Below are 25,773 nucleotides of genomic sequence, written 5' to 3' on the forward strand. Positions count from 1 at the left end.
TTTTTAAAGGGAAACTCTCTGCTCAAATTGGGCGTTACTTGCGATTTTATCGCTCAATCCCAGCTTTTGGGGGGTTCTACCCCAAACAACCCCCCGCGCATTAGTTTTTCGGTGGGATGCTTACACGCAGCTGCTGACACATCTGTAATCATTTAAGAGTCACTCCACTTGCAGGAGTGCCTCTCCTGATATTTAGCCTATACTCAACGGATTTAGTATCAGGTCACTGATTACTGTTTACTGTTTACTGGACGGCTACGCCGTGCCTTTGGCAACACTGAAAATACTCCCCACTCCCCATTTATGCCCAAAATCCATCACTTTGAGCTATTACCTTCCACTAATACTAAAGCTTGGCAATTATTAGAGTCGGGGGAAAAGCCGCCTTTTGTGGTGACTGCTAGTCAACAAAGTGCCGGGAGAGGACAATGGGGAAGGGAGTGGATTTCTGAACCGGGAGGATTATATTTATCTTTGGCTTTAAATCTTGATTTAGAGGTGGATAAATCTGCCCATCTCGTTCTCGCTACAGTTTGGGGCATCGCTTATCACCTCAATTGTCAAGAAATACCTGTTAAAATCAAATGGCCGAACGATTTGGTATTATTAGGGCGCAAACTAGGGGGAATTAACCTAGAAACCCGTATTCAGGGCCAAAACATCCCGCAAGCAGTCATCGGAGTAGGCCTCAATTGGTCTAATCCTGTCCCCCCCACCGGTATTAATTTACAGGCTTTTACTGGCAATAAAATCACCTCGATCGCTCAGTTAACCTCTCTCACCAGTGATGCTATCCTATACGGCTATGAATATTACTGTCATAGCGGCATAAAAGTCCTATTAGCCTCCTATTTAGAACTTTTTGCCAATTTTGGTCAAAAGATAGCTTTCGAGGGCTATCAGGGTATAATAACCGGGGTAAGCGATCGAGGAGAATTAAAAGTTAAACTCACTTCGGACAATGCCAGTAGCGAAATTTATATACCGGCCGGTAGGGTTAGTCTCGGCTATAATTGAGTCTAAATATTTTTTTGACTAAACTGTGAGAAGTGAGGCCGCCCTATGTATCCTTCATCGGTGATATTGAAACTTTTTCTCGGAAAATCCTTAAAAAAGAAGCTGAGTTTATGCAGTGGTCTCGGTTTAGTAATCAGCGGTCTGCTCACTCTTGCTCCCAATGCGATCGCTAATTCCGAAACTGGCAGCGAAACCCCGGTAGTGGAAAATGCCGCCCCGACTCTAAAAGCCCCCGTTATCAAAGAAAATACTAATCCTGCCCCCCGTCTGGCTATCCCCGAAAACCATCGAACCGATATGCCTACCCTTGCCCCCCGGGCCGGCGGTAAAAATAATTTTATCGATACTAGAAACTTTAACCCCCCCAGTTCCGTTGTCGTCACCGAGCGCCGCAGTGGTTGCCAAACCATCGCCCAAAATGGTCAACTGGTAGGAGGTAGCTGTAATCTGGCGGCCCGGTCTTCCCGTCGTCAGCCGGTCAGCACTGTGGCCAAACCCTTACCCCCGGTTAATCTGGCCCGGGTGCGTCTCAATCCTAATCCGGCGGTGCGGGTAGGACGGCAGCCCCGAAATCAGCCGGTTATCGCTAATAATTCCCTGGGTCGTTATGCCCCCACTCTCGTGGCTTCTAGCGCCCCGGTACGTCTGGCTGCCCCCACGGTGATTCCAAGTCAGGTGGTAGCCCTCAATCCCCCGGAATGGAATGGCGTAAAATTGGCTTTGGCCCCGGTGACTCGCGCAGAAGTGGAAGCAATCAGCGAAGCGACCACCTATGAGCGGGCCACCCGTTTAAGTCCCACGGATTCTAACCCAACTCAACGCACGGATTTACTCTTTCCCCTCGCTCTTCCCGCCCAAATTACCTCGGTTTTTGGGTGGCGAAATCATCCAGTCAGCGGGAATCGGGCCATGCACGCGGGTACTGATTTAGGCGCACCTATGGGAACACCTGTATTAGCCGCCTACGCAGGGGAAGTGGCCACCGCCGACTGGTTGGGAGGTTACGGATTAACGGTGATTTTACGTCACCTCGATGGTAGTCAAGAATCTCGTTATGCCCACCTTTCAGAAATTACCGTCAAACCGGGAGAATGGGTGGAACAGGGTGCGGTTATCGGTCGTGTGGGTAGTACGGGACTTTCTACCGGTCCGCACCTACACTTTGAATGGCGACACCTAACGGAACAGGGTTGGACCGCCGTAGATGCCGGTTTACATCTAGAATTAGCCCTCGATAATCTGGTGCAGAGAATGCAAATGGCCGCAGCCAGTGACTCTAATCAGAATTGAATGGTGAGCTAATAGAACATCTTTGGTGGGAATTGAAATCTCTCGTGAAAAAACTCGCCCCGAAAACGGAAGAAGCCTTAAAAGCTATCTTAAAGCTTGGCTTGATGTTAGTAAGCGAGGAACACTTGAGAAACTATTCCACCCATTGCTGTTATTGTGCCTCTCAGTTTTGCAAAGCGCTGTAATTACCTGAGCGACTTTTTCAGCAAACCCTACTAAATAATGAAAAACTTTCTAGACTCAATCAACCGAGGGGAAAAAAATAACTTCCTCATCCCCCTTGCCTATACGCTAGGAGTAGCCCTCCCTTTTATTTTGGTCTATTTTCTCCCCATTTACCACGTTACCGATGTCTTCCAATTTAGTAGATGGGGGGATTGTCTCGCAGCAGGTAAAGTATATATGGATTGTCCTCGCAAAGTCCCCAACTATCCTAGTATAGGTATACTGGCGAGTGGCGGCGTAATTGCGGCGATAAAATCCCTATTGGGAATTAGCGAAAAAACCGAAGCTATCTACTACTTCCGTTTTTACCTAGCATTTGTTGATGCTGTCAATTTTCTCCTTCTCACCTACCTAGCGAGAATCTTAAAATTCAAACGCCCCGTAATCATCGGTTTAAGCATAACCCTAGTGCTATTTATCTGGGCGGCAGGTTCTCTCTGGGGACAGATTGACAACGTAGGCTTATTATTTTGCCTTCTGGCGACCATTGCTTTTTTCCAATCTTGGAGTGAGACAAACACTCTGCTCAAAAATATCCTCTGGTTTCTCCTGGGGATGTTTAGTTTAGTCTTATTTATTCTCACTAAACAACTCTTTATTTTTTCCCTACCCTTTTTTGCCCTACTTATCCTCACCACAGGTTACAAATTCCAGCAAAGATACCAGACTAAAGGCTTAATCTGGCTGGGAGCAACTCTACTTTTAAGCCTCGGATTTTTCCTCTACCTAGATAGCTTATTTGCGGTTCCCCTCAGACTGATTCAGTCTAGTTTCCTCTTTGTCTTAAAATCTGGTAGTGGTCACGGTGACAAAATCTCAGGAAATGGCTTTAATATCTGGATATTTCTCGGTTTAGAACCCCGTGCTTCCTCCCGAGTACCTTTTATGGATTTGCAGCTGGGTAGCTGGAAAAAAGGTATCAGCCCTCACCAAGCAGGGCTTTTACTCTATGCTGGTTTCATGGGTTTTCTTATCTGTACAGGTTTAATCAAGATTTGGCAAATTCTCGCCACCAAAACCGAGGCGATTAGCCCTAAATATAATCCTACCTATTTAATGGTACTTCTCTGCCTTTTCCATGGACTAAGTTACCTAGGTTTTAATATTCTTCTCAGTGGCACTCATCAGCGCTATCTCTATATAGGTTATCCTTTTATCCTGATCAGTATTATCTGGCTCTACTATCAGGATTTCTTGGTATCCAGACGCGCCCTACTCGCCTCTTTATTTGCTGCTTTTGCCTACGGTTGTTTTCTTTATTCCCAAGTATCTAATGCTTATGTGACACAAGCACAACAGTATTTAGGTTTTCAAAAACCACCGAATATTCCCTTATTACCCAAGTTCTTCTTTATCTTTGAAAGACATCAGTTTCTAGGTGCTGTTCATCTATTCTTGCTAGTTTTCCTAGTAGATATTTGGCAACAGCTAAGTAAAAGACAGATTGTTCTTCCTAGTTCAGATAACTGGACATCAATCGCCACCGACAAAAGCGCCTACAAAAACTGACGCTAATCAGAATTGATTGGTCCTGGCTGACAACTATAGCAGTTTTTGGAGCTTAAAAACGCATCGTTGAGCTTTTGCCCAATTGATGGGTTTTCATACATTCGCAGTCTTAGTAATACCAAATCCGGTTATTAAAAACTGATTATTTATTCTCCTTTTTGCATGAGTGCATGAGTAGAAAACGGGTTTCTCGGAGAAACCCGTTTTCTGTGCTTTACTCAGTAGATAAAAAAAGTAGAAGTTAAGGAATGCGGAGCATTCGGTCTTCGATTTCTTGCCAAACGGTAGGGGAAATATTAACAGCCACTTTTTGGCAGTCGAGAATCAGGTGATTAATATAAAAATAATGCTTGTTTATATCGTCAAATTTGTAGGTGGATAACTTAAGTAATTTAGGCGTTAAATTAAAAGCAGTATTCCACCTTTTAACTAATCGATCAGCAAATTCTTGATGTTCTTTTTTAGTTGCTTTATCATCAGGAATAATTTGTTTGAAAGCTTCTAAATCAGCGATTAATTGGGAAAAATTAACCTTAGAAATAATTCGATTCTGAGCAAATAAGTTAACTAACTGGACAAACTCATCGATGAGTTTGGGGGTAAAGAAGATACGGGAGATTTTGTAGGTGATCTCGGGGGCGTAGGCGTTGGCGATGGCGATACCGATGAAGTTGGCGTTGGCGGTAACAATGAAGTTGGCGTTGGCGGTGACGTTGGCGTTGGCGATGAAGAGCCAATAGACGATCGCTCTTCTTCCTACAGGTTTAATCGGACTATCAACAGAATCTTTAGTCATCTCATCTGCCCATTGCAAAATCGGCACTAATTTTTGACCGAGGGGCGTTGTAAGATAATTATGGGCTTCTTTCTCCATTGCTAATAACAATTTATCGGCTTTCCCTCGCATCAAACCCGCCACTAACAAAAACACCTCTTGCCAACGAGTTTCTGTTACATAATTCTTAACTGTTTCTTCAATCAAATCATTATCATAGATATACTGAGCCGTGAGGTATTCCTGAAGGGTTAAATGAGAAAAAGAATAGACAGATCTAGCCCGCTCTACTAAAATTCCCTGTTCAATTTCAATGGTTTTTAATACTTTTTCTCCGTCTAAATGTTGCGGAGCATTTAAGTTTTGTTTAAGGTGATCTTTAATTTGCTTAACAATTTCTCGTTTTTCTAAAAAAAGTTTATCTGCTACAAAATTCTGATAAGCAACTTCAGACAGCAAAATTTCTTCTTGCTCAATACTGAGATTTTCATAAACTAAACCGCGATTAGGTAAACGTTTTTCGGCTGACCATTTTTCCAATAAAATTCTTAACGCATCTTGATAAAGGCGACTGCGATTTGTGGGAAAAGATTGATTTTCATCATAAACTAAACACAAAAAAGTCAACAATAACGGTGTATGGGCTAACTCTTTTGCACTTTTATACTCCTCCTTTTGCAACAGTTCCCAACAATTTTTAGCCGTCTCATTTTTGCGGTCTAATTCCGAACTAAACCAATGTTCAATAAAACTTTGAATTTGCTGATCATCAAATTCGACAATTTCAATATCGGTAAATCGTCGAAGATGAGTTCTAGCAGCAGTACGACAGGAGAGAATAAAACGATTTTTATGATGCCTATCTACAAAATCTTGAATTTTCTCGATTACATTATAAACATTAGCTGTTGGCACTTCATCCAAACCATCTAATAAAATTAGTAATTCCCCTTTTTCTAGTTTATTGCTTATATTTTTTTCCACATTGGGAAAACCACAGATTTTAAACTCCTCTTCAATTAATGCCTGAATATTAATCTCGTTTTCTTTAAAGTTTTTCAACTCCAGTAAAACAGGTGTTAGAGGATGCTGATAACTGCCTTGCTTTCCCTTGAGAGCTTCTAAACCAACTTTTCGCAAAAATGTAGATTTACCAATACCGGGATCACCAAGTACCATTAAATATTGTTCTTGATTAGCCAAAAGTAAACCATCTTTTTTACCATCATCCCTAAAGTTAAACCGTCGCTGCTTACTCTCACGATATTTATTTTCTAAATTTTCATCATAATAATCCCTGACTAAATTTCCTAAACATTTGACATTAACATAAATTGACTCCAAATCCATCGGCTTAGACATTTTTAAAACCTTAATCATGCCGTGCCGATCCCAGTAACGTTGAGTATATTCCCGTAAAAAAAGATACTTTCCCTCTTTGATAATCTGTCCGACATCTTTATTCAATAACTCATTTTTATTAATACCCTCCCACCCCGATTTAATCATTTGGCCAATAAAATTATTAGTCAATGCCGTTACAATGGTTGTTTCAATTCCTGTCATAACTTAACCCCTGTAAACCCTCTGACGCTTAGTATAAGCCAGAAAGCGGGTTTCTCATCATCAACTCAGAAGGCGGGTTTCTCATCATCAACCCAGAAACCCGCTGGCTCTTTTGGATTTGGTGGGTAAAATGTATTCTGAGATACAGTCCTGCTGGCGAGGGAGTGGAGGGAACCACTCCAGACACAGAGGACACAAAGATCGATCCTATGTAAGTTAAACTTATCACACAGAACCTAGAAGAGCCACCCGCTTTCTTATCAACTCAGAAACCCGTTTTCTGAGAATATAATGTGCTTAAATTAGATAATTTCTAAGCCATGAGAACGAAACCAGATAAAGATTTACCCCAAGGGACTAAAATCGGCAACAATGCGCGGTTAGAGGCTTCCATAACAGCAGAGCAAAAGCAACTGATGGAGATGGCTGCCTTTTTACGGGGACAGAACTTGACTGAGTTTATGGTGTCAGTTTTGGCTGAGGCAGCTATGCAAACGATCAAAGATAGCCAATTGGTAGAATTAACCGAACGCGATCAATTCGTTTTTGTCGAGGCCCTGTTAAATCCCCCCGCTCCCTCCGAGCAAGCTCAAGCAGACGCTCAATGGTATAAGCAAATGATGAATAAATAGTTGCTAGATTTGTGTTAAATTCGGAATCTGTTGATTTTTGTCTAGAAACTCTCGAAAGCCATCACAATCGGGCGGCTTTTAGCTGTGGTAACGAACAACTGGATCGCTACTTACACGATCTCGCTACCCAAGATAAGAAGCGAAATATTGCCATTCCCTACGTTCTCGTTGACCGAGAACGCGAAAAAATCATGGGCTACTATACTTTATCCATGAGTAGCATCAATCTCGAATCGCTACCCCAAAGTCTTGGTAAAAAGTTGCCTAAATATCCGCTAGTTGGCGTGACTTTAATTGGTAGATTAGCAGTGGATCTTGATTGTCGGGGATCTGGTTGGGGGAAATTGTTGATTATGGATGCTTTATATAGAAGTCTGAGAGTCAGTCAAACAACGGGGTGTTTTGCGGTGGTGGTAGAGGCGGTTGACGATAAAGCAGTGAGATTTTACCAAAGGTTTGACTTTCAAACTTTTCCTAACCAGCCTTATAAGCTGTTCCGTACCATGAAAAACCTTGCTCAGAGTTTTGGTTTACCCTGAGATCAGAAAAGATGCTAGAAAGCAGTTTTAAGAAACCCAGAAACCCGCTTTCTAATCTCTTAAACGGCTAAACTGAGAATAGCTGCCTTTCTTGACTCTCATTTCTCAGATTGTAAAATAATGCAAATTTATCTTGACTATAGTGCCACTACCCCCACTCATCCCCAAGTGATCGAGCGGGTTGCCACTATTCTCCGGCATCATTGGGGCAATCCCTCCAGTTTACACACTTGGGGACAGGATACGGCAACAGTCATCGAAATGGCCAGAGAACAGGTAGCAGGGTTAATTAATGCCAATCCAGACCAGATTATCTTTACTTCTGGCGGCACGGAAGCCGATAATTTAGCGATTATCGGGGTTGCTCAACAGTATAACCGCCCCCGTCATATAATTATTTCTAGTGTGGAACATTCGGCGATCGCTGAACCCTGTAAACAATTAGAGCAGCAAGGTTGGCAAATTACTCGTCTTCCCGTCAATCGTCAAGGTAGGGTGAATCCTTTAGACCTAAAAGCCGCAATTCAAAGCGATACGGTCTTAATTTCCATTATTTACGGACAAAGTGAGGTGGGAACCCTACAACCGATTGAAGAATTGGGCAGCATTGCCAGAGAAAGGGGAGTGCTTTTTCACACCGATGCGGTGCAGGTGGCGGCAAGATGCGATATTGATGTGCGGAAACTGCCCATAGATTTATTATCTCTTTCTAGCCATAAAATTTATGGAATGCAAGGATCGGGGGCTTTATACATCAGAACTGGTGTCGATATTTTACCATTACTGCGGGGCGGTGGCCAGGAAAAAGGCCTGCGATCGGGAACCCCAGCCGTACCAGCGATCGCAGCTTTCGGTTTAGCGGCCGAATTAGCCCAAAAAGATTTAATTAGCGAAAAAATGCGTTTAATAGCCCTGCGAGATCGATTATTTGACCTCTTAGCCGATTATCCTTATCTGCTGCCCACAGGAGACCGATTCTATCGTTTACCCCACCACGTCAGCTTTATTGTCCGTCCGGACGATGACAGTCACATCACGGGAAAACAGCTAGTTCGTCAGCTTAATTTAGCAGGAATCGGTATTAGTTCTGGATCCGCCTGTCATAGTGGCAAACTTTCCCCCAGTCCAATTTTAAAAGCTATGGGCTACAGCGATCGAGAAGCATTAGCGGGAATTCGTTTAACCCTGGGAAGGGACACCAGCGCAGCCGATATCGATTGGACGGCTCTAGTATTAAAACAAGTGATTGATCGCTGTTTATCTGCTTTAATTGTTAGCAAGAGTTAGTTTATCCCTCAAATTGCCCTTCGATCAAGATAATTTCGCCAAAATCGGGAATCCATGCCACCCAACGGCCCTGATCCTGTTCACAGAGTAGTAGCGCTTCATCAAAGCTGTATGGAGAGGGAAGCATTCTGAGTTGTACCCATGTGTTTGCTTGGGGGCAAGTAACAACGGCAGTAGTGCGGGATTGTAGTAAAGACATACACAGATTACCCTGATAATTCTGTATCTAAATTTACAAACAAACCGATGACTGTGGGTGACTTTGTTTGAAATCTTTACATCTTTACCAGAGTTCTTGCATAATTAATTTTTGAGAGGGCAAAAATGAGAAAAATAAGCATAAAATTGCATAAAATCACTAAATAGAGCATTTAATTGATTAATGCTCATTCTTAATTCTCCTGACTACTGACTACTGGCTCCTTACTCCTCACCTAAAGGAAGATTTTTGATTTTTGCAAGAGGTCTATTTAGGGCTTGCTGAATAAATCTAAAAACCTTGTTGGATAAGGCTTTTAGACTTTTTTGACCTCAAAAAGTGCCGACCATTGGAGGGATCGGGGGTAAAATTCAGGTACTTTTTCCCTGAAAATTAGGTAACTGACTACCCCAAAATCGGTAAAACCCTACACCCCACACCCCACACCCCACACCCTGCCCCCACCAACAAACTTTTTCAGCAGACCCTATTTATTCGGCCAATCCTAGTTATGATCGTTACTGGTAAATGATAGTTGATAACCGGTAATGGTAAGTTCTTTCCCTCGCACCTATAAAATCGCCGTCATCGGTGACGTTCACGACCAATGGGAAATAGAAGATAATTTAGCACTAGAAGCTTTACAAGTGGATTTAGCCCTATTTGTGGGCGATTTTGGCAATGAATCCCTAGAAATTGTCGGTCGGATTGCTAGTTTGTCCTTACCAAAAGCCGTTATTCTCGGTAATCATGACGCTTGGTATAGCGCCACCCCCTGGGGACGAAAACAATGTCCCTACGATCGCGATAAAGAAGATCGTGTCACCGCCCAGTTAGAATTATTAGGGGTTGCTCATGTGGGTTACTCAAAACTAGACTTACCCAGTTTACAGCTTTCGATTGTTGGGGGTCGTCCCTTTACTTGGGGAGGTTCCGAGTGGAAAAATGGGGAATTTTTTCAAGAACGCTATAATATCAGCAGTTTTGCCGAATCTACTGCCAAAATTATCGCTAATATTCAAGATACTGCCTATAATAACCTGATTTTTTTAGGTCACAATGGTCCAGCCGGACTGGGAAAGGAAGCGGAAGCTATCTGTGGTCGCGATTGGCAACCTTTGGGAGGGGACCACGGGGATCCGGATTTAGCAGCGGCCATCGCACAAGCACAGCTATTAGGAAAACAGGTTTCTCTCGTCAGTTTCGGTCATATGCACCACCGTCTCCGTCATACTACTTCCCGTTTACGCAATCCCGTGGTCACTTCCGAGATGGGAACTGTTTATCTGAATGCTGCTAGTGTCCCTCGCATTCTCCACTCTGATAGGGGTAAATCTCGCAATTTTTCCCTAGTAACTCTTGAAGAAGGTCTAGTCACAGAAGCATCTTTAATCTGGTTGAACGATAATTGCGAGATTATCAGTAATAGAAAACTTTATCACTCCGGGGCATCAATCGATCGCCTATCTCCCCAATCTTGTTATTCTTAATTTACATCTCCCCACACCCCACACCCCACTCCCTATAGATAGTTAATTTTTTGAGCGATTAGAGGTAAAGCAAGAGCGATAGCAACACTAACAATCATACCGATAAAAGCTTTCAAGGCATCCCCTAAAACCAATTTACCCGTGGCGGCTAAATTAGGGGTTTCTCTGGTTAAAGTCAGAGAAATTTCTCGACCTCCTAATAAACCTAAAAATACCCAAGTGGTACTCATGGGAATATGATTATAGCCAACAAAAAACAGTAAAATTAAGCCATAAATCAAGTTAATAATTGTTGCAGAACGCGGATCATGGGCGTTAGTTTTGCTAGTGACAATTTTCTCAATTTGACCACCGTGATTAATAAAAATGATGGTTTGCAGGAGTAGCATAACTGTTAGAGATAAAACTAACCATATTGCTGCCAACTTTCTGGGAAGATAGGCGAAAATATTAGCAAAATCTTGCATTAACCATTGACTCCAGAGAAACCCGGTGGATAACCACTGTAAAACTACCCAGATTTTTTGAGGTTCTTTATTAACTGTTTCTAGGAAAAAGTTTTCTAATCGATAAATAATTCGATAGATGACTAACCCCACTATAACAGCAAGAGCATAACCCCAAGCGGATTTAACTAACATTTCATCTAGAGATTGGGGAGCAAAAACTGTTAAAACCAAAAAGGTTGTACTCACGGGTATTCCCCAAGTGGTGAGAATTAAAATTGCTAGGGGAGGAACGATATAAATCCAAGTAAAATTTTCTGGGAAGGGAATCATTTCTAGTCGATTATAAGCCACATCTCCCTGATTAATGTACCAACCAGCGATAAAAATCGAGGCTAAGATTATGCTGGAATACAGCCATAAAATCCACCAGGGACGTTCTTCATTGGCACTTAAAAAAGTCCCTAAAGTTTGTAGGGAATCGTTGGCAACAATCGCATAAGCTGATAGAATAAAGCCAGCAATCATAAAAAAATTACTCATAGACAGTGGGAATTATAAATTATGAATTAAGTAGGTAGCTGTTAAAAGTTGTTAGACACCCCCCTTATCAAGGGGGGATTAAGGGGGGATCAGAGGCAAAATCTATCTTCAATTTAATTATAACTACTTACTTATCAATTATGAATTGGGGAGAATAAATAAAAATAATCTCCTGACAACTGGCTCCCGAAAACGAAAACTTCCTACCTCCCTATTAATATAACTGCTATAAATCCTTAATTTTGCTTTAAAAAATCCCTCGCTAGATAGAAAGCAGCTAAACTACCAGAGACGGTAATTTCTTGGGGATTAATTTCCTGTAAAGGTCGAAGAATAACTTCAATTTCCTCGGTAACATCTAACTTTTGTTGACCAGTGGGGATAGCATTAAGAGCCAAAAAAATATGAATTCTGTTAGTATCTTTAACGGGATTATCATACAAAACACCTAGAGGTATTAGAGAATCACTTTGATAACCAGTTTCCTCCTCGAATTCTCGACGCGCTGCTGCAGTAATATTATCTTCACCCGCATCTACTGCTCCGGCGGGAAATTCTAATAAAATTTCCTTAACTCCGTGACGATATTGACGGACAAAAACTAATTGATTATCCCCAGTAACTGGAACAACTAACACAATTTCAGGACGAATATTAACGAAATAATCGTCGATAACTTGTCCAGAGGATAACTGCACCGAGTCTTGACGGACTTGACACCAACGATTATGAAAAACTAGCTCAGATTTAATAATTTGCCATTTTTTTAAATTAGTCATCGACAATCCTGTTATAATTGCAGTGAAATTACTAAACTTTTTTCGCAGATAATTATAAGTAAGTAGGTAGGCGTTAAAAATTACCAGATGCCCCCCTTATTAAAGGGAGACTAAGGGGGGATCGGCACCCCCCTTATCAAGGGGGGATCAAGGGGGGATTAAAGGCAAAATCCATTTTTAATTTAATTATAACCAGCTACTTAACCAGATTTAGTATGAATAGAAGCAAACAGGTTATCTAAGAGCTAATTTCACGGCCGAGGTGGGCAAGCTTATCTAGAACAGATTGAAGCAAAGATCGCCGCTGCTCGACGACAATATCTAAGTTAGCCAACATATACTTTACGTCTTTGTAAGCATTGTCCAGCAAGGCCAGTAATAATTCGCGATCGCCTGCGATGTCTTTTTCTGATGGGGTGCGGGTCCGTTGGGGTAATAAGTCCGCTGGTGGAGAAGGAAGGGAGGGCGATCGCTCGGACTCTAGCTGTTGAATGGTTTGTTGTAAATTTTCAATCACCCCATACATTTCCATCGGGTCAAAAACCCTTAACAGACTGGTTTGTGTAACAATGCCCAACCCCCGACCCCAGTTCCAAGAAACCACCAAACGCCCCACCCGCCGTTTTTGCATTTCCTGATGGGCCGTCCACAGGGAATCCTCCGGGTTGAGGAGAAATAAGGGCGTACTCATCACCGTCTGGGCCCTAGTTTTGTGCAGATCGATTTGAACTGCTTGAAACTGGACAAGATCTCGCTCTGTCACAATACCAACGGGGTAGTCATTGTCTTCGGAATTTCTCTGGGTGATCACCACACAACTGACACGATGTTCCGCCATTAACTGGGCCAATTGCAGGACTGTGGCGGTGAGTGGGGCCTGTACCACTTGACTGGTCATCACATCCGATACGCGACGAAACCGCAACAGATTGGCCGGACGCAATATCTGGCGAATACTTTCATGGGAGATCACCCCGACTAACTGTCCTTGGTCATCAACAATCGGCAAATGGCGAATGCGGTAGCGCCGAAACAAAAACAGGGCAGCAAAAATGTCTTGAGCAGATTGCTGGGGCAACGTGATCAGGGGATGTACCATCACATCGGCAACGGTTGTCTCGGACAGGTTAATCCCTTGGGCGGTGAGTCGCACCACATCCCGTTCTGTCAAAATTCCTAATAACTCTTGCCCCTGCACCACCAGCAGACAGCTAACACGCGCTTCTCCGGCCGGAGGAGCTAGAGGAGATAGGTCATCGGTGAGTAAACACAGACGACTATGGGCCTGACCGATCATGGCGATCGCATCTGCCAGGGAAGTGGTTGGCGGCACCGTCAAGGGGTGGCGATTGATCGCCTTTTCCAGATCGGGGGCCCAACTCAGAGGTGTATCGAGGGACATCAGCACCATCCTGCAATCGCAAAGGCCAAGATAGACAGAACAGCCACTGGGCAAAGAACCCAGACTCTCAGAGTTGCCAAAATCCTTTCTAAAACTATCTCAAAGTGTAGCGTCATTTAACTTTTTCCTAAAAGATGTAACGTTTTGTTACAATTTTTATTAAACTCGTAAAGATTTTAGACCCACTTCGGTGTATCATAGAGGGATGTAACAGGTTAAAGCCTGAAACTTTTTATTTAGAGGTTATTCAGCCTCTAATGGTTTCAGGGGCGGCATCACCAGACGCTGGGGTGAGTACTTCCGGGTTCTGGTCGGCCTGAAGGGTTACTCCGGAAATTCTGGACACCTTTCCATAAAGTCGATCCAGCACCCGCTTTACGGAAATACGCTGCCATGGTAGACCGCGTTTGGTGGTGTAGCCCTGTTCATTAAGCCAATCGGCGATCTTCTGCAAGGATTTCCCCGATTTGTGATGACGGCGAATCAGTTCAATGACCCGGCACTCTTCCGGATCATCCACTAATTCTCCATCGATCGATCGTTGTCCAAAGGCAGGGGAGCCGTAGCCCGCATAACCACCGTTGCTTGCTTTTGCTTGTCTGCCTTGTTCTAGCCGCTCCCAGGCAGATAAATCGTTGGAAGGGGTCGCTGTCATAGGGTATCTAAATGCAACAACTTGCAAAACCATATTATCGCAACTTAACGTCGCAAATTTGTTTTGATTGGGGGCAGCCGATGACGACTTACAAAGTAAAACCCCTGCATGAGCAGGGACTAGATGTCACCATCGATGTCTGGGACAACCAAAATATAGACGATACCCCCGGGAGGCGGACAAAGTTAAAGGGTCAAAGGCCAAGCATTTTTAGATGAGGAGCGGTTCAAAGCTGAATTTATATTGTAAAACGCAGCGATCAGAGAATTTGTACTAAGTTACACAGCATCAATCTGGAGATATAAACATGGGTACGGCTACATTTATTCAAGATGAAACTGAATTTGATTCCCTCTTAAAGAGTGAATCACTGTTGGTGGTAGATTGCACGGCAACCTGGTGTGGACCTTGCAAACTGGTGGCACCGTTGATCGATCGATTGGCCGATGACTATCGCGATCGCGCCAAAGTCTTCAAACTTGACCTAGACAGTAACAAACCCGTGGCCAAACGCTTTGGAATTAAAAGTATTCCGGCTGTCATGGTGTTTAAACAGGGGAAATTGATAGAAACATTAGTTGGGGTTAAACCCTATGAAGAATTTACGGCAGCCGTAGAACGACAATTATAGTCTTCCACTGTGAACAAACACTCTGGGCAAACGTCCGAAGTTGACCCTTTCCTTCTCACACCACTATTTAATTTTGAGGTATGGCGATGAACAAGCTTATAGAAATCCGGTGTCCCAACTGTGGCAGCGTAGCTCAACGGCTCTTGAGCGATCGCCTGCCCGCAGGATATAAGTGTCCGGCCCGGCAAGTTGCTCAGACGGAATGCCCAGTGTGTGATTATTTCATCGCCATGTGTTGGCAAAATGGCGCTGTGCTGGAGGCCTATGCTCCAGGCACTCAGGGGAACACAGCCGCCGCCACCCCGCCCCAGCCCCAACCAGCGATCGCCCATTGGTCTTTGTCATCTGTGTTCAAAGTGGCACTCAGCCCACAAGAGTCTAGGAAATTGCTATCGGGACAACCCTAGTCAACTTTTGCATTTATACCAGTTCTTTAATTTAACAACACCATCCAACTCCTATGCTGCAAGCTCAAGAAATTATGACCCAAAACGTTGTCACCATTCGTGGTTCGGCAACGGTTGCCGATGCCGTGAAATTGATGAAAGAAAAAAAACTGCGGGGTTTGATTGTCGAACCGCGCCATGAACAGGATCCTTATGGAATTGTCACCGAAACCGACATCGTTTACAAAGTGGCGGCCTTTGGCCACGATCCTAAAACTATGCGGGTCTATGAAATTATGGCCAAGCCCTGTGTGGTCGTCAATCCCGAACTGGGGGTGGAATATGTAGCCCGGTTATTTGCTCAAACCCGCATTCGCCGCGCACCAGTGATTCAGGGCAAAACTTTGCTGGGTATTATTTCTGTCAGTGATATTCTCTTCAAGAGCGATTTTGTTGAAAAGCCCAAGCGGTTGTTCATTGAAGATGAAATTGAAGCAGCCCGGGAAGACGCACGGGCAATTTGTGCGGCCAAGGGTGAAATCTCTCCCGATTGCGCTGCGGCCTGGGATGTGGTTGAGGAACTCCAAGCGGAAGCCTCCCATCAACGGGTCAAAAAACAGGGGACTAACTCACTTCAGTCCTACTGCGAAGCCAATCCTGATGCCTTAGAGTGCCGCATTTATGAGGATTAAATCCTGGCGGGTTTTGGGAGAATCGATCGCCTTGAGGATCTCGCTGATCGGTTTCCCCGCGCGATCGAGTTCTTGATCTCCACCTTTTCGGATGCGATATGGATCGATCGCTTGCGCTTACCGAATTCGACTTGATCGGGGGTCTCTGGGTACTTATGCCCCTAATTCCCCTGAGAGGAGATAATCAAGAAAAGTCTTGGCGATCACGGATAGTTTTTTATCCTTGGGATAAACCACATACCAATGGCGTTGGATGGGAAAATCTTCCACGTCAAGGATGGTAAATTCCCCATTGGGAGGATCTAAATTTAAGACGTGCTGAGACAGAACCGAAATTCCTAAACCACCGGCGACTGCTTGTTTAATGGCTTCATTATTGCCGATTTCCAAACGCAGAGACACAGTGATGCCATGGTCGAGAAAAATTTGCTGTACTGCCCGTCTAATTCCCGATCCCATTTCCCGCATAATAAAAGGTTCCCCTTGCAGTCGTTTAATTGGAATTTTTTTCTGTCCCGCTAGGGGGTGATCTTTGCGAGCAATGACCACAAGGGGATTTTCCAGAAACGGTTGAATCTCCAGGTTTAGATCTTGGGGAGGTTCGCTTAAAATATATAGGTCATCGACATTATTGATAATCCTTGCTTCTAGGTCTTGGTGATTGGTCAATTCTAGGGACACATCTACCCCTTGGTACTGTTGACAAAAAGGACCTAGGATCTGAGGGATTAAATATTGGGCTGTGGATACCGCCGCTAAACGCAGTTTACCCTGTTTAATGCCCTTGATATCAGCGATCGCCATCTCAAAGTTATCAAGATCCTTGAGGACTGCCTGACAGGTTACTAATAAACTGCGTCCGGCCTCGGTTAAATACAAACGTTTGCCTATCTGTTCAAATAAGGGCAGACCCACTGCTTTAGTCAGTTGTTTCATCTGGGTGGAAACGGTGGGTTGGGTGATCAATAGTTCTTCAGCAGCCCTGGTGAAACTGCCATGACGAGCGGTTGCTTCAAAGACAATCAGTTGATGTAAAGTGGCGTGAATCAAGAGAGTCCTCTAGAGAGCTACACTTCTGTTACTGCCTTGAGGAGCTTTGCTAAACAGAAGCAGGAATGGAGGGGAACGAGTGAAAACCTCCCCACACCGCTTATATCATAGGTTTAAATCAATACTTTTGTAAAGATATATCGATTTAAACTCAATTTACAAAAATTTGCTTGTCAAGATATCCGTTCTAGTATAGATTTATAACAATCGATCTTTAAAAACCATAAAGTTTTGTCTATCAAGGCTGGTCTGTCAACCGCCGGCTTTGTTGTGGCAAAAAACCCTTTGCTCAGTTGGATTCTCATGGAAATAACCAATCGTATTCACTTTGACAATTTGCGGGGCGATATATTCGGTGGTCTAACAGCTGCCATCGTTTCTCTCCCTCTAGCTCTCGCTTTCGGGGTAGCTTCTGGGGCTGGAGCGATCGCTGGTTTGTACGGTGCTGTCTGTGTGGGTTTTTTTGCTGCCCTTTTTGGTGGCACACCCACGTTAATTTCGGAACCAACGGGGCCGATGACGGTAGTAATGACGGCGATCGTGGCCAGTTTAACCGCCAAAAATCCCGAATTAGGCCTACCCATGGCCTTTACGGTAGTCATGTTAGCGGGCATTTTCCAGATTCTGTTCGGTATCTTCAAAATGGGTAAATACATTACCCTGATGCCCTATAGCGTTATTTCCGGCTTTATGTCTGGGATCGGGGTAATCCTGATTATTCTGCAAATTCCGCCCTTTTTAGGGCAAGCCGCCCCCAAAGGAGGGGTTTTAGGCACAGTGCAGAAAATCCCAGAACTACTCTCTAATATCAATCCCCCTGAAGCCATTCTGGGGGCGATCACCTTGGCGATAATCTTCCTGATGCCCTCGAAATTCAAGCGTTTTGTCCCCCCTCAGTTATTAGCTTTGGTGATAGGAACTCTGATTTCGCTGTTTTTCTTCCAAGGTGCTGAAATTCGCCGGATTGGGGATATTCCCGTGGGTTTACCCACCCTGCAAATGCCCACCTTTAGTGCTGCCCAAATGATCACAATGTTGGTGGATGGGGCAGTTTTAGGGATGTTGGGTTGTATTGATACCCTATTAACGGCGGTAATTGCCGATAGTTTGACCCGTACCGAACACAAATCGAATAAAGAATTGATTGGTCAAGGTATTGGTAACTTAGTATCAGGAATCTGTGGCGGTTTACCCGGTGCCGGGGCCACGATGGGAACTGTCGTCAATATTCAAACCGGTGCGACCACTGCCCTTTCTGGCATTACTCGCGCTTTAATTTTATTAGTCGTCGTTCTCTGGGCCGCCGGTTTAACTAAGAGTATCCCCATGGCGGTATTAGCGGGGATTGCCCTAAAAGTGGGGATCGATATTCTCGACTGGAGTTTCCTGAAACGCTCCCACAAGATTTCTCTAAAAGGGACGCTAATCATGTACGGTGTACTGTTATTAACAGTATTCGTCGATCTGATCGTTGCTGTGGGTGTGGGGGTCTTTATTGCTAATATTCTCACCATTGATCGCCTCAGTGAACTGCAAGCGCAGGAAGTGAAAACAATCACCGATAACGATGACGAGATTCTCCTAAGTCCAGAAGAAAAAAGGTTACTCAACCAAGCTAACGGTCGCATAATCCTATTTTATCTCAGTGGTCCGATGATCTTTGGAGTCTCGAAAGCGATCGCCAGGGAACACACAGCCATGAAGGAAGCGGATGTTTTAATCTTGGACTTGAGTGATGTGCCTTTGTTAGGGGTGACAGCTTCTTTAGCGATCGAAAATGCGATTAAAGATGCGATCGATAAAGGTTTACAAGTCTTTATCGTTGGTGCCACCAGCAAAATCCAGCATCGTTTGGAACGTCTCGGCATTTTAGCCCAAATCCCCCCCGATCATGTGCTAATGGACAGAACCATCGCCCTACAACAAGCGGTAACTTTTGTCAAGACCCATCCTCACCAAGAACCAGAGGATTTTGAGGTTAATCAAGGGGTTTACCCGACATAAATTTAACCGCTTTGGGAAGTACGCCTGCTGTTGGGGTGAAGCACCTGACCCTTATTTTCTTTAACTCTTGAAAGTTCATTTGTATTAATACTCCTCATCAGGGGAGGCGTAAGGAGGTATTCGTGGATTTTTTCTCATTGTTTGTCATGGACTTTATCCAGCAGTTGCAGTCCCCAACACTGGCCTTTTTGATTGGTGGCATGATCATTGCCGCTCTCGGGAGTGAATTGGTCATTCCAGAGTCGATTTGTACGATCATCGTCTTCATGCTGCTGACCAAAATCGGTCTGACCGGCGGGATTGCCATCCGCAATTCCAACCTGACGGAAATGGTATTACCAATGATCTTTGCCGTCATAGTAGGGATTATTGTGGTCTTCGTCGCGCGCTATACCTTAGCCAATCTGCCCAAGGTGAAAGTGGTGGATGCGATCGCTACTGGGGGATTATTTGGAGCCGTGAGTGGCTCGACTATGGCCGCCGGTCTGACGGTACTGGAAGAACAAAAGATCCCCTACGAGGCCTGGGCCGGCGCACTCTATCCTTTTATGGATATCCCGGCGCTGGTAACGGCGATCGTGGTGGCTAACATTTATCTTAACAAGAAGAAGCAGAAAGAAGCGGCCCACGACCACGAGTCTTTTAGCAAGCAACCGGTGGCGGCCGGGGATTATTCCGATCAGCAGGATTATCCCAGCAGTCGGCAGGAATATCTCAGCCAGCAGCAGCCGGCGGATAATCGGGTCAAGATCTGGCCGATCATTGAGGAAAGCCTTCGCGGACCTGCCCTATCGGCCATGTTATTAGGTCTGGCTTTGGGCATCTTCACCCAGCCGGAAACTGTCTATAAAAGCTTCTACGATCCCCTCTTTCGTGGCTTGCTTTCGATCTTGATGCTGGTCATGGGGATGGAGGCTTGGTCAAGGGTTGGTGAACTGCGTAAGGTGGCCCAGTGGTATGTCGTCTATAGCGTCCTAGCACCCTTTGTGCATGGTCTAATCGCCTTCGGTCTCGGCATGGTTGCCCACTACGCCACCGGGTTCAGCTGGGGCGGTGTCGTGGTTCTGGCCGTCATCGCTTCCTCTAGTTCCGACATCTCCGGGCCGCCCACTTTGCGGGCTGGTATCCCTTCGGCTAACCCCTCCGCCTATATAGGCGCGTCCACGGCCATCGGTACGCCCGTAGCGATTGGCTTGTGCATACCCTTCTTCCTTGGCCTCGCCCAGGCCCTCAGCGGCGGCTAGGATTGTGGTCGGTGGGCGCTCCCTTGACGGGGCCTACCAAGCAAATAAATGTACACATTTAAGGAGATAATCAACATGGCCAAACCAGCCAAAAAGCTCGTCATCGTCACAGAAAAGATTTTGCTGAAAAAAGTCGCCAAGATCATCGAAGAATGCGGGGCGACCGGTTACACGGTGATGGATACTGGCGGTAAGGGCAGCCGCAACGTGCGCTCTTCGGGACAACCCCACGTTTCCGAAACCGACACTAATGTCAAGTTCGAGGTACTCACCCCCGATCGAATTATGGCCCAGAATATTGCCAAGCAGGTTGCCGATCAGTTTTTCCTCAATTTTGCGGGCATGATCTATATCTGTGATGCGGAGGTTCTGTACGGACAGAGTTTCTGTGGACCAGAGGGCTGTGAAATCTAGACAACTAAGCTTGTCTTGATCTGGGCAACCCCATCTGCAGCCTGACTGTCCTGGAGCGGTGGCCCCTTTTCCTATCCCCCAGTTTTATGACCACCTAAAACCTTTAACCCTCATCCCTTTAAACTGATGATTTTGTCCTATATTCTGCCTCCTTCGATCGGGGAGATAGCAGCCCCCATGACTCCGCTCCCCTTGCTTGCCACCGTTGTGGCCGAGGATTCACCGATTATTCTCTCTGGCGTATTGCTGACACTGGTGGTGATTTATCTGGCCAGCAAGCTCGGCGCAGAGGCCGCCCGACGATTGGATTTTCCGCCCGTACTGGGAGAACTGGTCGCCGGTGTGATTGTCGGCGTTTCGGCCTTGCATCTGCTCATCTTTCCCGAAGGGGGACTATCGGCCTCCGATTCGCTGATTATGACGGTACTGCAAGGATTGAATCAATTGGCCCCGGCTGCCGTGGACCGGATATTTGAGTCCCAAAGTGAAGTGATTTCGGTTCTAGCTGAAATCGGTGTGATTATTCTGCTGTTTGAAATTGGCCTAGAATCCGATCTGCGGCAACTCAAAGAAGTGGGAATTCAAGCCACGGTTGTGGCCTGTGTGGGGGTTGCGGCACCTTTTGCGGCGGGTACGGCCGGGTTAATGCTCGTCTTTCATGTGGCGGCCATCCCGGCGATTTTTGCAGGGGCAGCCTTGACGGCAACCAGTATCGGTATTACCTCGAAGGTGTTGTCCGAGTTAGGTCAACTCAAATCCAAAGAAGGGCAAATTATCGTCGGTGCGGCGGTGATCGATGATGTCCTTGGTATTATTGTTCTGGCTGTGGTCGCTAGTTTGGCCAAAACTGGTGAGATCGATGTGGTCAATGTTATTTATCTGATTGTCAGCGCTACGGCCTTTTTGATCGGATCAATTTTGTTGGGAGGTATTTTTAACAAAAGTTTTGTGGCGATCGTGGAGCGGCTGAAAACAAGGGGAAATATTGTTATTCCCGCATTTGTCTTCGCTTTCTTTATGGCATTTTTGGGCAATGCTATTCATCTTGAAGCGATTTTAGGGGCCTTTGCCGCCGGTTTGGTGCTTGATGAAACTGATACCCGCAACGAGTTGGATGAATTAATCAAACCGATCGCCGATTTGCTCGTGCCGATTTTCTTTGTGACGGTGGGAGCGCGTGCCGATCTCGGTGTTTTAAACCCAACGGTACCGGAGAATCGGGCCGGACTTTTGATCGCTGTCTTTTTGATGGTTGTGGCGATTATCGGTAAACTGGTGACGGGCTGGGCAGTTTTTGGCATATCCGGCATCAATCGCCTCGCCATCGGTGTGGGGATGATTCCCCGGGGTGAGGTGGGTCTAGTTTTTGCTGGGATTGGTTCAGCCAGCGGAATTTTGGATAAGCCTTTAGAGGTGTCGATTATTATTATGGTAATCCTGACCACTTTCCTCGCTCCTCCCTTCCTCAGAGTCGCTTTTGGTAAGACGGAAGCTGTTCCCGAAACCCTAGAAAGCAAGGAGCCAGCTAATCCTATTCCTTAATTTTGCGGGTAAAATCTGATTTTTTAGACGAGGCTGAAGCATTTTCAGCCTTTTTAAAAATCTATGCTCAGGATAAGGGAGCGATCGAGGTAAGATTTGAGAGTATCTAATCTTTTTCCTATGTTCGAGCAGACATTTAAGAATATCGACGATATTCTCCGAAAAGAGGCGGGATGCGCCACGGAGTTGGATTACGCAGAACAGATCTCCTGGATTCTCTTTTTGAAATATCTCGACGATCGGTCAGTCGATCGCCAGAATCGGGCATTATTGACGGGGGAAGACTACGATCCGTTACTAGACGAACCCTATCGCTGGTCGAATTGGGCCTACCCCAAGGACGGGAGGGGTGAACTGCTGAAAACCGCCAAGGTAGGGGACGATCTGATCGAGTTCGTCAATAGCGAGCTATTTCCCTACTTTCAGGGATTCAAGCAATACGCAGAACTGGGGACGTTCGGGGCTAAGATCGGGGAAATTTTTGCGGGGGTGCGGAATAAGTTTCAGAGCGGGTACAACCTGCGGGAAGTTCTCGAAAGTATCGACCGGCTTCAGTTTCGCACGCAACAGCAGAAACACGAGCTTTCGGATCTCTACGAAACCAGGATCAAAAATATGGGCAATGCGGGGCGAAACGGGGGCGAGTACTACACCCCGCGGCCCCTGATCCGGGCGATGATTCAAGTGATTAAACCGCAATTAGGGGAGACGATTTATGACGGGGCCTGCGGTTCGGCGGGGTTTCTCTGCGAGGCCTACGAGTATTTACGCCACAGTAAGGCCGATCTGAGTACGAAGGAGCTAGAAACGCTACAGACGAGGACTTTTTTCGGCAAGGAGAAAAAGGCTTTAGCCTATATTATCGGGGTGATGAATATGATCCTGCACGGGATCGAGGCTCCGAATATTATTCAGACCAACACCCTGGCCGAAGATATTCAAGCGATTCAAGAGAAGAATCGTTATGACATCGTTTTAGCTAATCCCCCCTTCGGAGGCAATGAACGCAAGGAGATCCGCGGCAATTTCACGATCAATACCGGAGAGACGGCCTTTCTTTTTCTCCAGCATTTTATCAAGAGTTTGAAAACCGGGGGACGGGGAGCGATCGTTATTAAGAATACCTTTCTGTCGAACGCGGACAACGCCTCTAGAGAGTTACGGAGGGAGTTAACCTCGTCTTGTAATCTCCATACGGTTTTGGATTGTCCCGCTAAGACCTTTTTAGGGGCGGGGGTAAAGACGGTGGTTTTATTTTTCACTAAGGGTTCGCCGACGCAGAAAATCTGGTTCTATCAACTCGAACCGGGGCGAAGTCTGGGAAAAACAAACGCGCTCAATGATGATGATTTGCAAGAGTTCATCGAGTTTCAATCGACTTTTAAGCTATCGGAGCGCTCTTGGTTTTTAGACTTAGAAGAAGTCGATCCGGGTTCCTTCGATTTGTCGCTGAAAAATCCCAACGCGCCGGAGGGCGATCCTTTACGCGAGCCGGAGGAAATTTTAGCGGAGATTGCGGAATTGGACCGGGAAAGTGGGTCGATTTTAGAGGCGATTTCCGATTTATTGGAGTCTTCTCCTAGCTGATGGGAAGGGTGGTTTCGGCTTCGCTCAACCACCCAAATTGAGGGCTAAAAGAGGGCTGAGCGAACCCAAATAGAGGGCTGAGCGAAGCCGAAGCCCGATATCCCCTCAACCACCCAAATTGAGCCTTTCATCTCAGATAAAATCTATGGCTTATATGTATATTCTTGAATGTTGTGATGGTTCTTTTTATGTGGGCAGTACGAAGAATTTGCCCCGTCGTTTATGGCAACATCAAAATGGTTTCGGTGCAAATCATACTAGAAAGCGATTACCGGTCAAGTTGGTTTATGCTGAATACTATGATCATGTCGCAAATGCTTTTTATCGCGAGAAGCAGGTGCAAGGTTGGAGTCGGGCGAAAAAGATGGCTTTGATGCGTAGTGATTGGGATTCTCTTCATATTTTGGCTGAGTGTCAAAATGAGTCACATTATCGGAATTTCTCCGTAGATGGAGGATTAACAAGGGATGAGAACTGAGGGGGATGCTGGTTTCGACTTTCGCTCAACCAGCATTCGGCTTTCGCTCAACCAGCATTCGACTTTCGCTCAACCAGCATCGAGTTTCGATTATGAAAATTGATAGAAAACAAAAAAATTAAAGTAAGTGCGTAGATTTTTACAAGTATTGGAGAAATGTTATGAGTAAATGGGAAACAAAAACACTAGAATCACTATCGGAAGTTATTACGAAAGGAACTACACCAACCTCGATCGGATTTAATTTTACTGAAAGGGGTATCAATTTTATAAAAGTGGAATCTATTGATTTTAAAGGAAATTTTATCGCTGATAAATTTGCAAAAATTAGCAACGAATGTCATCAGGCTTTAAAACGTTCTCAATTACAGGAAAATGATATATTATTCTCTATTGCAGGAGCGCTAGGAAGAACAGCACAAGTTACAAAAGAAGTTATGCCAGCTAACACTAATCAAGCTTTAGCTATTATTAGATTAAAGCCATCGAGCGATCTATTTCCTAAATATATTTTTCATGCTTTATCCTCTGGAGTTTTAATAAAACAAATTGAAGCTCAAAAAGCTGGTGTCGCACAACAAAACTTATCACTTTCTCAAGTCAAAAACTTTCAAATTCCTATTCCCCCGATCGAAGAACAAAAAAGAATAGTAGAGATATTAGACAAAGCTTTCGAGGGTATAGCCCAAGCTGAAGCTAATACCCGAAGAAACTTAATTAATGCCCGGGAGCTTTTTGATAGTTATTTAAATCAAATTTTTATTCAAAAGAAAGGCGATTGGGAAACAAAAACTATAGCTGATATTTCTACAAAAATAGAATATGGCTCTTCATCCAAATCTGCTCAATATGAAAACAACGATTCTATACCAGTTTTACGGATGGGAAATATACAAAATGGTTTGATCAATTGGAACGATCTTGTTTATACAGATCGAAAGGATGAAATCGAAAAATACTCTCTTCAATATAATGATGTTCTATTTAATCGAACCAATAGTGATATTCATGTGGGAAAATCAGGAATTTATAAAGGAGAAAGACCTGCCATATTTGCTGGATACTTAATTCGTATACATTATAAAAAAGAAGAAATAAATCCAGATTTTTTAAATTTTTATCTTAATAGTTCTATCGCCAGAGAGTACGGAAGCTCGGTTATGAGTCGGAGTATTAACCAAGCAAATATTAACGGAACAAAACTTAAATCATATCCAATCTATATCCCTTCTTTACCAATGCAAAATAAAATTGTTGACAGTTTATATAAGTTAAAAAATCAAGCAAAAAAACTCGAAACCATTTACCAACGCAAACTAGAAGCGATCGCCGAACTTAAACAATCGATCCTAGAAAAAGCCTTCACCGGTCAACTCAGCCAGTAGAACCGT

24 protein-coding genes are annotated in these 25,773 nt (G+C 44.7%); 17 read left to right on the plus strand and 7 right to left on the minus strand.

Annotated features, from left to right (window positions below):
• Nucleotides 1-303: 303 nt before the first annotated feature.
• The 3 genes from ACOCD9_RS10075 (at nucleotide 304) to ACOCD9_RS10085 (ending at nucleotide 4,041) form a co-directional block, all read left to right on the plus strand.
• Nucleotides 304-1,017, plus strand: a complete 714-nt coding sequence (locus tag ACOCD9_RS10075; protein WP_287700925.1) for a biotin--[acetyl-CoA-carboxylase] ligase — start codon at nucleotides 304-306, stop codon at nucleotides 1,015-1,017.
• Between the two features lie 45 nt (nucleotides 1,018-1,062).
• A complete protein-coding gene (locus ACOCD9_RS10080) occupies nucleotides 1,063-2,307 on the plus strand; it encodes a M23 family metallopeptidase (RefSeq protein ID WP_419547297.1) in 1,245 nt (414 codons plus the stop codon).
• 222 nt (nucleotides 2,308-2,529) lie between these two features.
• Nucleotides 2,530-4,041: a hypothetical protein gene (locus ACOCD9_RS10085; RefSeq protein WP_419547298.1), complete on the plus strand. Its 1,512-nt coding sequence runs from the start codon at nucleotides 2,530-2,532 to the stop codon at nucleotides 4,039-4,041.
• Nucleotides 4,042-4,282: 241 nt separating this feature from the next.
• On the opposite strand, the gene ACOCD9_RS10090 is transcribed toward ACOCD9_RS10085, so the two are convergent.
• Nucleotides 4,283-6,382 (minus strand): NACHT domain-containing protein, encoded by a 2,100-nt coding sequence (locus ACOCD9_RS10090; protein ID WP_419547300.1) that lies wholly within the window; start codon nucleotides 6,380-6,382, stop codon nucleotides 4,283-4,285.
• 320 nt (nucleotides 6,383-6,702) lie between these two features.
• Here ACOCD9_RS10090 and ACOCD9_RS10095 point away from each other — a divergent pair, with 320 nt between their 5' ends.
• The 3 genes from ACOCD9_RS10095 to ACOCD9_RS10105 all read left to right on the plus strand — a co-directional run bounded on the left by ACOCD9_RS10095 (nucleotide 6,703) and on the right by ACOCD9_RS10105 (nucleotide 8,840).
• A complete protein-coding gene (locus ACOCD9_RS10095) occupies nucleotides 6,703-7,014 on the plus strand; it encodes a DUF1778 domain-containing protein (RefSeq protein ID WP_052276119.1) in 312 nt (103 codons plus the stop codon).
• A gap of 11 nt (nucleotides 7,015-7,025) precedes the next feature.
• Complete coding sequence (locus tag ACOCD9_RS10100; RefSeq protein WP_419547302.1) at nucleotides 7,026-7,553, plus strand: GNAT family N-acetyltransferase; 528 nt, start codon at nucleotides 7,026-7,028, stop codon at nucleotides 7,551-7,553.
• Nucleotides 7,554-7,673: 120 nt separating this feature from the next.
• On the plus strand, nucleotides 7,674-8,840 hold the full coding sequence (locus ACOCD9_RS10105; protein WP_419547304.1) for a cysteine desulfurase family protein: 1,167 nt from the start codon (nucleotides 7,674-7,676) through the stop codon (nucleotides 8,838-8,840).
• A 1-nt stretch (nucleotide 8,841) separates the two neighbouring features.
• On the opposite strand, the gene ACOCD9_RS10110 is transcribed toward ACOCD9_RS10105, so the two are convergent.
• On the minus strand, nucleotides 8,842-9,039 hold the full coding sequence (locus tag ACOCD9_RS10110) for a hypothetical protein (protein WP_286824346.1): 198 nt from the start codon (nucleotides 9,037-9,039) through the stop codon (nucleotides 8,842-8,844).
• A 548-nt stretch (nucleotides 9,040-9,587) separates the two neighbouring features.
• Between ACOCD9_RS10110 and ACOCD9_RS10115 the strand changes: the two genes are divergently transcribed.
• Nucleotides 9,588-10,529: a TIGR04168 family protein gene (locus ACOCD9_RS10115; protein WP_419547306.1), complete on the plus strand. Its 942-nt coding sequence runs from the start codon at nucleotides 9,588-9,590 to the stop codon at nucleotides 10,527-10,529.
• Between the two features lie 32 nt (nucleotides 10,530-10,561).
• Here ACOCD9_RS10115 and ACOCD9_RS10120 read toward each other — a convergent pair whose 3' ends face one another.
• The 4 genes from ACOCD9_RS10120 to ACOCD9_RS10135 all read right to left on the minus strand — a co-directional run bounded on the left by ACOCD9_RS10120 (nucleotide 10,562) and on the right by ACOCD9_RS10135 (nucleotide 14,387).
• On the minus strand, nucleotides 10,562-11,503 hold the full coding sequence (locus tag ACOCD9_RS10120) for a hypothetical protein (protein ID WP_419547326.1): 942 nt from the start codon (nucleotides 11,501-11,503) through the stop codon (nucleotides 10,562-10,564).
• Between the two features lie 251 nt (nucleotides 11,504-11,754).
• A complete protein-coding gene (locus ACOCD9_RS10125) occupies nucleotides 11,755-12,297 on the minus strand; it encodes an NUDIX hydrolase (RefSeq protein WP_287703083.1) in 543 nt (180 codons plus the stop codon).
• 238 nt (nucleotides 12,298-12,535) lie between these two features.
• Nucleotides 12,536-13,708, minus strand: a complete 1,173-nt coding sequence (locus tag ACOCD9_RS10130; protein WP_419547307.1) for a CBS domain-containing protein — start codon at nucleotides 13,706-13,708, stop codon at nucleotides 12,536-12,538.
• Between the two features lie 238 nt (nucleotides 13,709-13,946).
• Nucleotides 13,947-14,387, minus strand: a complete 441-nt coding sequence (locus tag ACOCD9_RS10135; RefSeq protein ID WP_334311557.1) for a recombinase family protein — start codon at nucleotides 14,385-14,387, stop codon at nucleotides 13,947-13,949.
• Nucleotides 14,388-14,661: 274 nt separating this feature from the next.
• Between ACOCD9_RS10135 and trxA the strand changes: the two genes are divergently transcribed.
• The 3 genes from trxA (at nucleotide 14,662) to ACOCD9_RS10150 (ending at nucleotide 16,063) form a co-directional block, all read left to right on the plus strand.
• Nucleotides 14,662-14,985, plus strand: coding sequence for a thioredoxin (trxA, locus tag ACOCD9_RS10140; RefSeq protein WP_002778933.1), 324 nt, complete (start codon nucleotides 14,662-14,664; stop codon nucleotides 14,983-14,985).
• An 80-nt stretch (nucleotides 14,986-15,065) separates the two neighbouring features.
• Nucleotides 15,066-15,392 carry a hypothetical protein gene (locus ACOCD9_RS10145; RefSeq protein WP_419547308.1) on the plus strand — a complete coding sequence of 109 codons (327 nt, stop codon included), beginning with the start codon at nucleotides 15,066-15,068 and terminating at the stop codon, nucleotides 15,390-15,392.
• Nucleotides 15,393-15,445: 53 nt separating this feature from the next.
• Nucleotides 15,446-16,063: a CP12 domain-containing protein gene (locus ACOCD9_RS10150; RefSeq protein ID WP_002751597.1), complete on the plus strand. Its 618-nt coding sequence runs from the start codon at nucleotides 15,446-15,448 to the stop codon at nucleotides 16,061-16,063.
• A 153-nt stretch (nucleotides 16,064-16,216) separates the two neighbouring features.
• Here ACOCD9_RS10150 and ACOCD9_RS10155 read toward each other — a convergent pair whose 3' ends face one another.
• On the minus strand, nucleotides 16,217-17,113 hold the full coding sequence (locus ACOCD9_RS10155; protein ID WP_104396138.1) for a LysR family transcriptional regulator: 897 nt from the start codon (nucleotides 17,111-17,113) through the stop codon (nucleotides 16,217-16,219).
• A 303-nt stretch (nucleotides 17,114-17,416) separates the two neighbouring features.
• On the opposite strand from ACOCD9_RS10155, the gene ACOCD9_RS10160 reads away from it, so the two are divergent.
• The 7 genes from ACOCD9_RS10160 (at nucleotide 17,417) to ACOCD9_RS10190 (ending at nucleotide 25,767) form a co-directional block, all read left to right on the plus strand.
• Complete coding sequence (locus ACOCD9_RS10160; RefSeq protein WP_287765135.1) at nucleotides 17,417-19,117, plus strand: SulP family inorganic anion transporter; 1,701 nt, start codon at nucleotides 17,417-17,419, stop codon at nucleotides 19,115-19,117.
• Nucleotides 19,118-19,239: 122 nt separating this feature from the next.
• The gene (locus ACOCD9_RS10165; RefSeq protein ID WP_002778930.1) at nucleotides 19,240-20,361 is read left to right on the plus strand and encodes a sodium-dependent bicarbonate transport family permease; all 1,122 of its coding nucleotides are present in this window, start codon (nucleotides 19,240-19,242) and stop codon (nucleotides 20,359-20,361) included.
• Nucleotides 20,362-20,436: 75 nt separating this feature from the next.
• A complete protein-coding gene (locus ACOCD9_RS10170) occupies nucleotides 20,437-20,775 on the plus strand; it encodes a P-II family nitrogen regulator (protein ID WP_002778928.1) in 339 nt (112 codons plus the stop codon).
• A 126-nt stretch (nucleotides 20,776-20,901) separates the two neighbouring features.
• Nucleotides 20,902-22,317, plus strand: a complete 1,416-nt coding sequence (locus tag ACOCD9_RS10175) for a cation:proton antiporter (RefSeq protein ID WP_419547309.1) — start codon at nucleotides 20,902-20,904, stop codon at nucleotides 22,315-22,317.
• Between the two features lie 120 nt (nucleotides 22,318-22,437).
• Nucleotides 22,438-23,904, plus strand: a complete 1,467-nt coding sequence (locus ACOCD9_RS10180; protein ID WP_419547310.1) for an N-6 DNA methylase — start codon at nucleotides 22,438-22,440, stop codon at nucleotides 23,902-23,904.
• 154 nt (nucleotides 23,905-24,058) lie between these two features.
• Entirely contained in the window at nucleotides 24,059-24,382 is a 324-nt protein-coding gene (locus ACOCD9_RS10185) for a GIY-YIG nuclease family protein (RefSeq protein ID WP_419547311.1), read from the plus strand.
• A 161-nt stretch (nucleotides 24,383-24,543) separates the two neighbouring features.
• The gene (locus ACOCD9_RS10190) at nucleotides 24,544-25,767 is read left to right on the plus strand and encodes a restriction endonuclease subunit S (RefSeq protein WP_419547313.1); all 1,224 of its coding nucleotides are present in this window, start codon (nucleotides 24,544-24,546) and stop codon (nucleotides 25,765-25,767) included.
• Nucleotides 25,768-25,773 lie beyond the last annotated feature (6 nt).

The organism is Microcystis sp., assembly GCF_048564745.1.
GTDB classification, from domain to species: domain Bacteria; phylum Cyanobacteriota; class Cyanobacteriia; order Cyanobacteriales; family Microcystaceae; genus Microcystis; species Microcystis ichthyoblabe_A.

Excerpts from the sequence above, each read along its gene's own strand:
- ACOCD9_RS10075 (WP_287700925.1), top strand. The coding sequence starts at position 304 with ATGCCCAAAATCCATCACTTTGAGCTATTACCTTCCACTAATACTAAA.
- ACOCD9_RS10080 (WP_419547297.1), top strand. The coding sequence starts at position 1,063 with ATGTATCCTTCATCGGTGATATTGAAACTTTTTCTCGGAAAATCCTTA.
- ACOCD9_RS10085 (WP_419547298.1), top strand. The coding sequence starts at position 2,530 with ATGAAAAACTTTCTAGACTCAATCAACCGAGGGGAAAAAAATAACTTC.
- ACOCD9_RS10090 (WP_419547300.1), bottom strand. The coding sequence starts at position 6,382 with ATGACAGGAATTGAAACAACCATTGTAACGGCATTGACTAATAATTTT.
- ACOCD9_RS10095 (WP_052276119.1), top strand. The coding sequence starts at position 6,703 with ATGAGAACGAAACCAGATAAAGATTTACCCCAAGGGACTAAAATCGGC.
- ACOCD9_RS10105 (WP_419547304.1), top strand. The coding sequence starts at position 7,674 with ATGCAAATTTATCTTGACTATAGTGCCACTACCCCCACTCATCCCCAA.
- ACOCD9_RS10110 (WP_286824346.1), bottom strand. The coding sequence starts at position 9,039 with ATGTCTTTACTACAATCCCGCACTACTGCCGTTGTTACTTGCCCCCAA.
- ACOCD9_RS10115 (WP_419547306.1), top strand. The coding sequence starts at position 9,588 with ATGGTAAGTTCTTTCCCTCGCACCTATAAAATCGCCGTCATCGGTGAC.
- ACOCD9_RS10120 (WP_419547326.1), bottom strand. The coding sequence starts at position 11,503 with ATGATTGCTGGCTTTATTCTATCAGCTTATGCGATTGTTGCCAACGAT.
- ACOCD9_RS10125 (WP_287703083.1), bottom strand. The coding sequence starts at position 12,297 with ATGACTAATTTAAAAAAATGGCAAATTATTAAATCTGAGCTAGTTTTT.
- ACOCD9_RS10130 (WP_419547307.1), bottom strand. The coding sequence starts at position 13,708 with ATGGTGCTGATGTCCCTCGATACACCTCTGAGTTGGGCCCCCGATCTG.
- ACOCD9_RS10135 (WP_334311557.1), bottom strand. The coding sequence starts at position 14,387 with ATGGTTTTGCAAGTTGTTGCATTTAGATACCCTATGACAGCGACCCCT.
- trxA (WP_002778933.1), top strand. The coding sequence starts at position 14,662 with ATGGGTACGGCTACATTTATTCAAGATGAAACTGAATTTGATTCCCTC.
- ACOCD9_RS10145 (WP_419547308.1), top strand. The coding sequence starts at position 15,066 with ATGGCGATGAACAAGCTTATAGAAATCCGGTGTCCCAACTGTGGCAGC.
- ACOCD9_RS10150 (WP_002751597.1), top strand. The coding sequence starts at position 15,446 with ATGCTGCAAGCTCAAGAAATTATGACCCAAAACGTTGTCACCATTCGT.
- ACOCD9_RS10160 (WP_287765135.1), top strand. The coding sequence starts at position 17,417 with ATGGAAATAACCAATCGTATTCACTTTGACAATTTGCGGGGCGATATA.
- ACOCD9_RS10170 (WP_002778928.1), top strand. The coding sequence starts at position 20,437 with ATGGCCAAACCAGCCAAAAAGCTCGTCATCGTCACAGAAAAGATTTTG.
- ACOCD9_RS10175 (WP_419547309.1), top strand. The coding sequence starts at position 20,902 with ATGATTTTGTCCTATATTCTGCCTCCTTCGATCGGGGAGATAGCAGCC.
- ACOCD9_RS10180 (WP_419547310.1), top strand. The coding sequence starts at position 22,438 with ATGTTCGAGCAGACATTTAAGAATATCGACGATATTCTCCGAAAAGAG.
- ACOCD9_RS10185 (WP_419547311.1), top strand. The coding sequence starts at position 24,059 with ATGTATATTCTTGAATGTTGTGATGGTTCTTTTTATGTGGGCAGTACG.
- ACOCD9_RS10190 (WP_419547313.1), top strand. The coding sequence starts at position 24,544 with ATGAGTAAATGGGAAACAAAAACACTAGAATCACTATCGGAAGTTATT.